This is a genomic window from Synechococcales cyanobacterium T60_A2020_003, from assembly GCA_015272205.1.
Taxonomy (GTDB): Bacteria; Cyanobacteriota; Cyanobacteriia; order RECH01; family RECH01; genus JACYMB01.
In genome coordinates, this window is sequence record JACYMB010000209.1 from 1 (window position 1) to 11,298 (window position 11,298).

The 11,298-nt window shown below is 50.8% G+C and carries 10 protein-coding genes; 4 read left to right on the forward strand and 6 right to left on the reverse strand.

The genetic code is table 11. The features are described from left to right. Together IGR76_10550 and IGR76_10555 are read right to left on the reverse strand one after the other, a co-directional pair. Nucleotides 1-573, reverse strand: a 573-nt coding sequence (locus tag IGR76_10550) for an FprA family A-type flavoprotein (GenBank protein MBF2078932.1), incomplete at its 3' end; no start/stop codon positions are given. Nucleotides 574-798: 225 nt separating this feature from the next. Then, nucleotides 799-1,860: an N-acetyl-gamma-glutamyl-phosphate reductase gene (locus tag IGR76_10555; protein ID MBF2078933.1), complete on the reverse strand. Its 1,062-nt coding sequence runs from the start codon at nt 1,858-1,860 to the stop codon at nt 799-801. A gap of 321 nt (nt 1,861-2,181) precedes the next feature. Between IGR76_10555 and IGR76_10560 the strand changes: the two genes are divergently transcribed. Next, a complete protein-coding gene (locus IGR76_10560; protein MBF2078934.1) occupies nt 2,182-4,044 on the forward strand; it encodes a tetratricopeptide repeat protein in 1,863 nt (620 codons plus the stop codon). A gap of 437 nt (nt 4,045-4,481) precedes the next feature. Next, entirely contained in the window at nt 4,482-4,793 is a 312-nt protein-coding gene (locus IGR76_10565; GenBank protein ID MBF2078935.1) for a hypothetical protein, read from the forward strand. Nucleotides 4,794-4,915: 122 nt separating this feature from the next. On the opposite strand, the gene IGR76_10570 is transcribed toward IGR76_10565, so the two are convergent. Next, nucleotides 4,916-5,302: a histidine kinase gene (locus IGR76_10570; GenBank protein ID MBF2078936.1), complete on the reverse strand. Its 387-nt coding sequence runs from the start codon at nt 5,300-5,302 to the stop codon at nt 4,916-4,918. A gap of 356 nt (nt 5,303-5,658) precedes the next feature. Between IGR76_10570 and IGR76_10575 the strand changes: the two genes are divergently transcribed. Then, nucleotides 5,659-6,096 (forward strand): hypothetical protein, encoded by a 438-nt coding sequence (locus tag IGR76_10575; protein MBF2078937.1) that lies wholly within the window; start codon nt 5,659-5,661, stop codon nt 6,094-6,096. A gap of 80 nt (nt 6,097-6,176) precedes the next feature. Here IGR76_10575 and bioB read toward each other — a convergent pair whose 3' ends face one another. Then, nucleotides 6,177-7,130 (reverse strand): biotin synthase BioB, encoded by a 954-nt coding sequence (gene bioB, locus IGR76_10580; GenBank protein ID MBF2078938.1) that lies wholly within the window; start codon nt 7,128-7,130, stop codon nt 6,177-6,179. A gap of 29 nt (nt 7,131-7,159) precedes the next feature. Then, nucleotides 7,160-8,440 (reverse strand): adenosylmethionine--8-amino-7-oxononanoate transaminase, encoded by a 1,281-nt coding sequence (gene bioA / locus IGR76_10585; GenBank protein ID MBF2078939.1) that lies wholly within the window; start codon nt 8,438-8,440, stop codon nt 7,160-7,162. Between the two features lie 552 nt (nt 8,441-8,992). Here bioA and IGR76_10590 point away from each other — a divergent pair. Next, entirely contained in the window at nt 8,993-9,733 is a 741-nt protein-coding gene (locus IGR76_10590) for a hypothetical protein (protein MBF2078940.1), read from the forward strand. A gap of 10 nt (nt 9,734-9,743) precedes the next feature. On the opposite strand, the gene gloA is transcribed toward IGR76_10590, so the two are convergent. Further along, complete coding sequence (gene gloA / locus IGR76_10595) at nt 9,744-10,181, reverse strand: lactoylglutathione lyase (GenBank protein MBF2078941.1); 438 nt, start codon at nt 10,179-10,181, stop codon at nt 9,744-9,746. Nucleotides 10,182-11,298: the final 1,117 nt, after the last annotated feature.

The window sequence follows — 11,298 nt, forward strand, 5'->3', positions numbered from 1 at the left end:
CCCGAAGAATTTATCGGTGAAGAGAACCTGCGTTTTGGGATCGTAGGTGCAAAGGCTATCGGGATAGCGAGGTGTCGGTGTCGGAATAAAGTCAAGGACGTGTCCCTGTCCCAGATCTAGGTGTTCATCAGAAGCTCCCTTCATCACTTGAATCCTGACAGTTGTATCCGGCAGGGTATTGCGAAGGGCGATCGCGGCAGGATTGGAACAAACAACAGTAATCTGAGGAGCTTTTTCGAGCAAGGTTTTCAGGGTCGCGATCCGGTTGGGATTGATGTGTCCCAGCACGACATAGTCTAGCGTCCGGAGATCAAACCGCTGCTCCAGTGCCGTCAAGAAAATTTCGGTGAAGGATTCACCCGGAGGATCAAGCAACGCGGACTTGTCTGCCGTGATCAAATACGCATTGGCGGTCGTACCCCGTTCTAGAGCATACTCAATCTCAAACCGGAGCCGACTCCAACTGCGCGATCGCAGCATTAGGGTATCTTGGGCGATGGGGAATACTTGCACATCACGGGGCTTAGCTGAAGCGGTGGTAGACTCATAAGCTGACGTGGATGTGTAGACCATTGGGCTTTCCCTCCGTTTGAATATCGCAGGACAAGTATTGGCATCAACCACAACCGTCCTTACATTGAAAGTATTGCATCGAAACTTAACTCCTGACTACTGACTCTTTGCTTATAGCCGCGATAAGTTGCCCAGCATCGGGGCTTGGATGCTGTCCTATTCTAGACGTCCGGGTTCAAGCCAAACGGGGGCGATCGCCCTAATTAATAGTCATGCAACCGTCCTTTAGGGATAGAAGCACATTTGCGGGAGACCCAACCGTTCATCCCAGCCCATCATGATATTGAGACACTGCACCGCTTGACCCGCCTGACCCTTCATCAAATTATCAATGGCGGACATGACAATGATGCGATCGGTGCGGGGATCAACCTCAAGGCCAATGAAGCACATATTCGTTCCAGCCGCCCATTTCGTTTGGGGAAAGATGCCGCTGGGCAGAATCCGCACCCAGGGAGATTGCCGATAAAAGGCTTGATAAATGGTCAGCAAATCTTCCCGAACCAGACCGGGATCGCGGAGAGTCGCATACACTGTTGCGAGAATGCCGCGCACCATGGGGATCAAGTGAGGCGTAAACTGAACGGTCACTTCATGCCCAGCCAACTCACTACAGGTTTCCTCAATTTCGGGCGTATGGCGATGACGCGCCACGTTGTACGCACCGAGGGAATTATCCGCTTCTGCGAGCAAAATATTGGTTTTCGCCTGCCGACCTGCCCCCGACGTTCCTGACTTCGCATCAATAATGGCCGTTTCTGGCACGATTAAGCCTTGCTTCATCAGTGGCGACAAGGCGATCAGGCTGGCGGTGACATAGCATCCTGGACAGCCGACGAGATTCGCTTCAGCAATGCGATCGCGATAGAGTTCGGGCAACCCATACACGGCGGTTTCAGCGATCGCCCGATCCGCTGTTCGTTCTTTGCCGTACCAGGTTTCGTAGGTCTGAAGATTGCGGAACCGATAGTCTGCGGAGAGATCCAACACTTTGCAGCCTTTGTTCAACAGTACCGGAGCCATCTCACAGGCCAAACCGTTGGGCAGCGAGAGAAACACCACATCACAGCGATCGCCCATCACGTCTAAATTAATCGGCTCAATGATGAGGTCTGTACGGTGTCCCATGTGGGGGTATAAATCCGCGAAGGACTTGCCCGCGCTGCTATCCCCGCCCAGGTAGGTTACCTCTACATTGGGGTGATCGAGAAGCAGGCGCATCAGTTGAATTCCGCCGTACCCGGATGCGCCAACAATACCGACTGAAACTCGTCCTGAATCACCCATAAAACCTAACTTTCCTCGTAAATGTTAAGCTGTGGATTGGGAGTTAGTCCAGGCATGCAATTCCCAGGGCAATACTGCCTGTCCTCAATCCCACAAATTTTAAGATTTCGCTGTTGGGTGAATTGTAATATCAAACTCCAAATTTGGGGGGGACCCCCACTACATCTTGAAAGATTTTAGTTTCAGTAGCTCAACGATCGAGGCGCTAGAGTTTTAAGGATTAGTATTACACTGGCTACAGCATTGGCTGAAAGAAGCGGAGAATTCTGCTCCTCAACTCCCCATTACCCAAGGACTGTAAACAGCAACGGACACATTTCGATGACTCAACCGGATCGCGATCGCTACCTGAGCCTGATTAATTCCATTGTGCAGATGACCCTTAAGGGTAAAATCCGCTCGAAGGATCAAGTCTTTCAGATGCTTCAAGAGGGTGTGGATGTTAGCGAGACCGAGATGTTTGAAGCCTGTATGGGCGATCGCCTCACCCAGTTTCAGACCGCATCGAAAACCTCGGATGAATTACAGCAGGCCAAGGCAACCCGCAGTTTGCGGGCCTTACAAACCATTCAAAGCGAGTGGGAACGGTGGAAACAGGACAATCAAGCCTCGAATGTATTAGCCGATGCCCTGCAAAAGATTTTGAGTACGCCTAATGGCGATCGCCTCAGCGTGATTCTGCAATGGCTCGACCCCAATCGTGATCCGACCTTGACCCTGGCCCAGTGGCAAGAACTGGCAAAAAAAATGCAGCAGTTTGGCAAGCTATCCGGCGGAGAAAGTTCCCTCCAGCTCGATCAGGCAATTCTGAACGGCATTGGCGAATGGCAACGGATTGAGCCGGATCTGATGAGCTGGGTCTATGATCAGCCCGGTCGTGCGTTGGGATTTGAAGGCGTCGGTCAACGGGGGCCGTGGCGACTCTGGGGCACAAAGGCTCAGCGTCCAGTTGTGCGATCGCTGTTTCAGCACCTGTCCCTGGAGCGATCGCCCCTCGATTGGCTCAGCAACAGTGAACATGCGCCATCGACCTTGGATGCGGGCGATATTTTGGAACTGGCGATCGTGCTGCGTTGTATTCAACAGGGCTTAGTCGCCTGGTTTGAAAAGCGGGTGTATGACGCCCGTCTGGGCGGCACCTTGGCGATGTCGTCTTTTCTGACCTTTGCGGTGCTGTGGTCACAGTTAGCGATCGCCGTTCTTCAAGGGCGTGCCGTTACAGGGAGTGCAACGGTGCTATCCGATGCCTGTTTCCAAATCACGCTGCAAATCCTGCGGAGTTTTGCCCAACGCAGCTACTTCCCCCTCTATGGAGGCGTGTTTGCGTCGTTTTCAGGACAATATCTCCGCGATGCCCTGGATTATCTGGACGAACCGCTTAAGCGAGCGGAAGGAACCCAAGAAAAAGCTCGAATCCTCACCCTCCTCGGCTACTCTGCCCGTGCCATGGGCAACCTCGACCGAGCCACAGCCTTGCATCACCAAGCCCTTGATATTGCCCAAACCGCAGGCGATCGCCCTTGCCAAATCGCAAATCTCAACCACCTCGCCCGGATTGCTACCCTCCAGCAGCGGTATGCCGAGGCCATCGATTTCAGTCAGCGGGCGGTGATCGTCAGTCGGGAAGCGGGCGATCGCCTCGGCGAAGCCAATGCACTGGCGACTCTGGGCTATAGCGAAGTGTTCCAGGCCCAGCAGCTAGAGCGTATGGAGGCCGAAATCTATGAATCCGCCATTGATCGCTTACTACAGGGATTGCAGCTTGCCGAAAAACTGGGCGATCGCCAAAGTCAGGCGCTTTGCCTCAGCAGTGCGGGCTTGGCCTACATTGCCTTGGGGCAATCGGAAACAGCGCTACAATTTCTCGAACAGGCGATCGCCGCTGCCCAAGCCACGGGCGACACCTACCTCCATGCGATTAGCTTCAGCTACCTGGCCGAAGCGCAACTGAGTTTAGACAATCTGGATGCCGCGATGGTCGCGGGTGGCCTAGGGATGTACCTCCTAGAACAAATCGGATCATCGCTCTGGCGACAGCCTGCAAACTTACTGCGGGTCATTCGAGGACGGCAGGGCGAAGACTCGTTTCAGACGCTCCTCGAAACGCAACGCCCTAAATTTGTCGCGGCGATCGGCGTCGATGGATTCGATCACCTCATCACATTGCTGACCGATTCCGTATAAACCGCGCAATCGACGTATCAAAGGGGCGATCGCCGTTCCCAGGTATCCAGGGTTGCACAGTTGGAGCGTACCCTCTACACTAATGTTTAGGAGAGTAACGAAACCTATACACAGGTAAGAGCTTCTAAAGCAAGTCAACGTTCGGGTTCGATGCTGCTTAAGCCTAATGCCTACCTCAACAGTAGTTACTTTCGCAAATGTTAAACAACTTACAGTTTGGAAGCAGGCTCGCCCCTAGTGGGCTGTCTAGTTGTAGGTGTACTTGGGCAGCCTAGTTGGAACAGAGTAAGCGATCTGCGCTTAGCGACGCTCTAAGACAGGTCTTCTGAGCCGCTTTGTACTTGTGCTGTCGGTTGACGCATCTGCATACTTCACTGGGTTTACGCCGATTCTCAGTGGCTTTTCTGTACACATTTGAATATAAGGGAGGTGGAATCATGGCTAACGCAGTAACCAAGACCAATCTCGTGACTGTTGAGATCGCAGAGGGAGTCTTTGCACGTACTTCTATTGCCCCTGAAAACCATTCTGCGCTTAGGGCAGGGTTTGGCGGATACACGGCCAATCCTCGCTGGAATGCAACTAAGTTTCTGGCCTGGAAAACAGGTCGCCAGTGGCGTGCTGCCGTTGCGAATCATGAAATGATGGTGCGGTCTTCCGATTCCATGCTGGTTCCGGTTGTGCCCTCAGATGCTGCTGTTGAAGAGGAGCCTAGCAGTCGTCCAAAACTTCGTGTCGCGTTTGCTTAACTTTCTATGTCAGATTCTGATTCTATTGGTGACTCTAGAAGCGGGACTTGTTCTACCACAGGTCCCGCTTCTGCTTTAAATGGTTTTTTAGATAGGGTACTGGCTCATCCGGGTGGACTAACTTACGCTAATGCCACCGAGGAAGACTCCTCAAGTACATGACAGCCCTCCAGTCCAACCTGGGGATTCTGACAATAGGCCTCATCGGGTACGTACACGGTAACAGTGCGATCGCTCTTCACACGATACAAATACTGCACATCAGGCCGAAACTTCAGCCCAACCCGGAGATTGGAAAAGTCATCTTCGCACAGTTCAAACCCAAATCTCACGACAATTTGAGCCAGTAAACACTCAGGTGTATCAGACGTTTCTCCAGAAGTGTCTCGCTCTTGCCAGAATTTATCTAAGAAGCGCGTTAGAGTAGGCAGTACTTTAGCGGGTGAACCGTGGCGACTGGTGTATAAGATGGCCGGATTACCATCAACCACAATATGACAGGGAACCATATCCATTGACAAACTCCTAACGTATACAAATGGTCTGCCATCTATTAAACGGAGTCTCTTGGATAAAAGGGTTGGGTTGGGCGATCGCCCATACGATCCAAACCTTCATCAGGAACCGTCTCCGTCGTAGCCATTATCCTTCTAAAGAGGGATTGTGGGGAACCGTGATACCGGGGATTTAGCTGATGCTTTGGAGAACAATACCTACCTGTATACTAGCGTCTATACCTGTCTTTGTTAGATTTGAAAGCACAAGTCTAACACTGTTAACGTCGCTTCTTTCATGTTGGGGGCAACCGTATAGAACCGCTGTAAAGGTATAGAACCGCTGTAAAGATGGAGGAGGAACCGTCGGAGTGAATGCGTCTGAACGAGCAACGACTGCTGAAGTCGCAGGTAAAATTGCGGCAACTGTGAACGCCTTCAAGGCTCATTTTCCAGATGTGCGGGTTGATCTGAAACCGTGGGCAAGCAATCGCGACACGCGAGATCTGGTCGATCCGGATTCCATTGATGTGGGCTTTCATTTTCCGGGTCGCAGTCGCCTCTGTCAATGTCGCAGCATCTTAGCGCAAATTCGTTTTTATTCCGACCCTGTGACGAAAACCTATCGGGTGATTGGCCTAGAGCTAGCCGGGTTCGACCACAAAGGCAAACAGTGGCAATTGTCCACGATCAACAATTGGGACATTATCGGAGAGGTAACCCCTGTTCCAGACGTAACGCACAAACTCAAGCTCTTTTGTCAGCAAGTATTTGAGCTTTTCAATGGCAGCACGGAACAGGCAATGTAGACTAGCGTTGGGGTTAAGGGATAAGAGCCTCCTGATTCCGATGAGTCGCGCTTCATGAGCGTGATCGATTTTTTTGAACGCTAGTTTCGTGTTGTTTTGATGCCTAAAGCTTCTAAGAGTTGGCGATCGCTGTCCATTTCTGGATTGGCCGTGGTCAAAAGCGTCTCTCCATAAAAAATAGAGTTTGCACCTGCCATAAAGCAAAGGGCTTGAGCTTCACGGCTCAGGCTTGTCCGTCCGGCACTCAGACGAATTCGCGCCGTAGGCATCAGAATTCGCGCTGTGGCACACATCCGCACCAAGTCAAACGGATCGATGGGGGTTTGTTCCTCTAGCGGTGTCCCTTCGACAGCGACAAGGGCATTGATCGGCACACTTTCGGGATGGGGATCCATGTTAGCTAGAATTTCCAGCAATCGGGCGCGATCGCGCGTCGTTTCGCCCATGCCGATAATGCCACCGCAACAGACTGTAATTCCCGCTTGACGCACATGCTCTAAGGTTTGCAGGCGATCGCCATAGGTGCGGGTGGTAATAATGTGGTCGTAGTATTCAGGACTGGTATCAAGATTGTGGTTGTAGGCGGTGAGTCCGGCAGCGGCAAGGCGCTGGGCTTGGGATTCGTTCAACATTCCTGCCGTGACGCAGGCTTCCAATCCCAACTCGCGCACCCCTTCCACCATGCTTAGCATCGCATCAAAAGCCGCTCCGTCCCGAATTTCGCGCCACGCCCACCCCATACAGAACCGATTTGCACCCAGCTCTTTGGCTCGCTGTGCTTGAGCAAGAACCTCATCCACATTGGCGATCGCAGGTTTTTCAACATGGGTTTCGTAGTGGGCGGACTGCGGACAGTAGGCGCAATTTTCGGCACATCCCCCCGTCTTCACGCTCATCAGCGTTGCCAACTGCACGTCTCCTTCTGGATTGTGCTGTCGGTGGACGGTCTGCGCCTGGTAGACCAGATCCAACAGCGGTTGATTCAGGAGTTCGAGAATATCGGCGGTTGTCCAGTTGTGACGCAGAGTAAGCACAGTTCCAGCTCAAACATAAGGGTGCAACTTCACATGATATCCTTCAATTCCTGCAAAATGTGCTGGATGCCCTGATAAACCTGTTCTAGTTCGTCGTCGGTGATGCAGTAGGGGGGCAGGATGTATAGGATGTTTCCGATGGGACGAAGCAGTAATCCGTGGGCGATCGCCCGTTCTCGGATAACAGGGCTAATGCGGTTCAGGTATCCCGGTTGCTCAGAGGTGACGAGATCGAAAGCGGCAATGGTACCAGTAACGCGCAGTTTTTCAACACTGGGATGTTCCTGAAGTTCTTCTAAATAGCGAATGTGCTTAGCTTCCATGCCCCGAAACAACGGTTCATGCTGGTGCATCAGCTCCAGTCCGGCGATCGCCGCTGCACAGCCCAGGGGGTTCGCAGTGTAGCTATGACCGTGGTAGAAGGTGTGGAGGGGATTATCGCTGTAAAACGCGTCGTAAATGGCTTCTGTACAAACCGTCACCGCTAGGGGCAAGAATCCTCCAGTAAGTCCTTTGGAGAGGCAAATAATATCGGGAGACACCGCTGCCCGACGGCACGCAAACCAGTCTCCTGTCCGCCCAAACCCGGTCATCACTTCATCAAAGATCAGCAGCGTCCCCGATTGTCGCACGACCGTCTCAACCTGCTGCAAAAACGATGGACGACACATGCGCATCCCGCCTGCCCCTTGCACCAGGGGTTCAATGATCACTGCTGCAACGGGATTGTCCGCGAGTTGTTTTTCAAGAACGGCAATGGCTTGGGCTTCTTTTTCGTCTATCTGTTCATCGCCCCAGAAGGTGTCGGGAAAGGGGACATGATGCACCTCAAATAAAAGCTCGGAAAAGACATCGGAAAAGAGCGATCGCGCCCCAACGGACATAGCGCCGACGGTATCCCCGTGATAGGCTCCCTCGAATGCAATAAACGTCCTGCGCTCCTCCGCTTGATTCCGCCAAAACTGGTACGCCATTTTGAGCGCGACTTCGACAGCCGTTGAGCCATTGTCGGAGAAGAACACCCGCTGTAGAGAGGAGGGAAGTTGCTGAACGAGGCGATTTGCGAGTTCTTCGGCTGGATCATGGGTAAATCCGGCAAAGATAACGTGTTCAAGCTGTTTGGCCTGGTCATAAATCGCCTGGGCGATCGCTGGATGGGCGTGACCATGCACATTCACCCACCAACTCGAAATGCAGTCAATAATTCGCTGTCCCTGATCTAGCTCTAACCAGACGCCGTGAGCCGATTTTACCTTCAGCGGCAGCGGAGCCGTTTTAGCTTGGGTAAAGGGATACCAGATATGTTGCATAGCCTAGAAACGTAGAACCGAACTTAGAGCAAAAATCGTGTTGGCGCAAACACTGTAGCGTGAGACCGCCTGCGTAAAGCAGTCCTCGCTAAATCTAACATGCCCTTTATGTATCCGTTCTTTGACGACAAGTTCTATGTTTGGAATGTTTTAAGATTTGCTAATATTTAGCTCTCCATGCTTGAAATTCCTTGGAATTCCAACGCATCCTCAGATAAATTATAGGAAATTCACTAAATCTAGCGAGTTTAGTGAACCGAGAAATCGGGAGCGTGTTGAGTTTAAATCTCTGCAAAAATGCTAGTCAGGCTGAATAGTAAGTCTCCATTGGGACTAGCTGTAAATGGTCAAGCTAAGCGGTTTAATCTGGACAGGCTAACCCATTTAAATTCAGAATATTTGGGTTTGCACGGTAGATGATGGGAGAGGTAGAGCTTCCACTGTGTTGATTTCAAGGTTTATCGAGGTGCGGAATTTATGAAGCCAGACCTTCAACGAATTGAGGCCGCCCTTAATCAACTAGAGCGACAAAGTGCAGCGATAAATGCCAGGGTGTCCAGTGAGCAATTGCTGAAAGAGGATGCAGCGATCGCCCATTATCCTGCACCACCCGTTTCCTTCTCTGTGCGATCGCTCGATGCGTCTGCTCATAATCCTCCCAGTCACGATTTTAATTGGGCAGCAAATGATGAAATGGCTGCTCCTGTAGACGCACCCCTATCAGCGGACTCACAGCCAAAACATTCTCTACAACCTTTATTTCCATCATTGCAAGTAAATCAATCTCCCGCGCTACCCAAGCTGGAAATGTCTGAGTTTGCACCAGTTTCCACCGATCCGGCTTTGGTGCTTCACATCACTCGAAAATTGGAAACGCTGGTTGGCACTTGGTACGAAGAACTCCAGCATCTTCTTCGGCGGATTCGTGCAGTAGAAGCGGAAGGCCCTGCGGTTAACGGGTGGCTTGAATCAAAGCCGTTGGATATGAGTGGTCCTAGTGCGGCTACGTTACGCCATGCCGACGTAGACGACCTGATGGTATACGTGGATCAGCTTTGTAATCAAGCTGAGAATTCTTCTCTGCCTCAGTATTCCTACGTTTTATGTGGATACAATTCCAATGGGCAGGTTTGGTCTCGGCCTTGTTCTGTTGATGAACTGTCCGAGGTAAGTCTGGCGATCGCCCGCTATCAAATCTTGGCTCAGCTCAAAGATCGGCAAGAATGCCTTGAAAAGAAGCTTGGGGCGATCGCCGCTCAGTTAACTCACCTTTATCAAACCTACGTCGGTTAATCTGAGAACCTTACGAAGTGGCAAGCTGCGGTGTAGATTCGGTTTGGCTTTGGGCAGAGCCTTGCGTTCCTAACTGAATCAGTTCAACCTTGTAACCGTTGGGGTCTTCGACAAAGGCGATGACCGTCGAACCATGCTTCATGGGCCCAGGCTCCCGCGTGACTTTACCTCCCCGCTGCCGAATAGCCTCACAGGTTCCGTAAATATCATCAACCCCAATGGCGATATGACCATATCCATTGCCCAGGTCATAGTGATCCGTATCCCAGTTGTAGGTCAACTCTAAAACGGTATGGTCGGACTCGTCGCCGTAACCAACAAAGGCGAGCGTAAATTTGCCACCGGGATATTCTTTTTGGCGGAGAAGTTTCATGCCCAACACATCACAGTAAAACTTCAACGATTCGTCTAAATTGCCGACCCGTAACATGGTGTGTAATAAGCGCATACATCACTCCAGTTGATTGATCCTCTCTATTGTGCGTGAATTCTATCGGTCTCCACGCCACTCCGTAGAGAGAAAGTTAGACCTTAATCCGTAAGATGCTTAGGGGCAATGTCGTTAAAGCACTCTTCAAATAGCAGAACCAAAAAAAGCGCACAAATTGTGCGCCTCTTTCAAGATAGGTAATCAATTAATGAACCTAGCTCACCCGCTATGCACGCGATCGACTTGCGAACGTGAGCAATAGATAAATGGTTAAAAGATAGCAGGTAGCCAGCGCAGGAATGATGACAGGCAAGGAGTGGTAGGTCATGGTGAGAGCCTCAGCAGCAGATGGAAATAAAGTGAATACTAGGAATTCGCTTAGAACAGAATCACTCCATCGCTCATGAGTAAGTCCTATCAGAGTTGAAGGGTTTGGCTGTGAACAGGGAAGCATGAAAAAAACGTGCCGCACCAGCACAAGCTAATGCCACACTCTTTCTACTTAGCTACTGTAAAACTCGCGACATTGCAGCCATTAACTGCAAATACGCTAGCCTTACTCCGCTTCCTTGACGACCCAAACAAACCCAACTCTTACTTGAAGCGATCGCCCTAGAGAATCAACGCTTGCAAGCTGCTCTATAAAGATACAGACTTAGCGCGAATCCCTAGCTCCCAGCTATCGCTACAAACGTTAGCGACTCAACAACGCTAGAGCTATAAGTTTTTGAAATCCTTACTTATACAGTAACACGGCTTTATCGAGTTCATCCCTAATTTTCTGATAGAGATTAACAAAAATATAAAATTACTGAAAAAGCTTCCCTTCAACGCTTTGGTCGATTAATGTCCGAAGTGAAATCGACAAATCGTGTTTTCAATATTAAAAATGTGCTTGTAAAAAATAGGTTCTCAAGCTCAACGGTAAACCGTCGATTGCATGAGAGCTGGAAAATCCTCAATATATTGCTGTATAAGCGTTTGGTGGATTGAGCGATCGCCGAAAACAATAAGAACAGCTAATTGAACGTACCAATAAACGAAAATAGGCGATTTTGCTTGATGGTTATAGCTATTGCTAGCTAGCTTAGGACATGGACATTTTGGTGGGGCGGCGAAGCCGCCCCACCAAAAT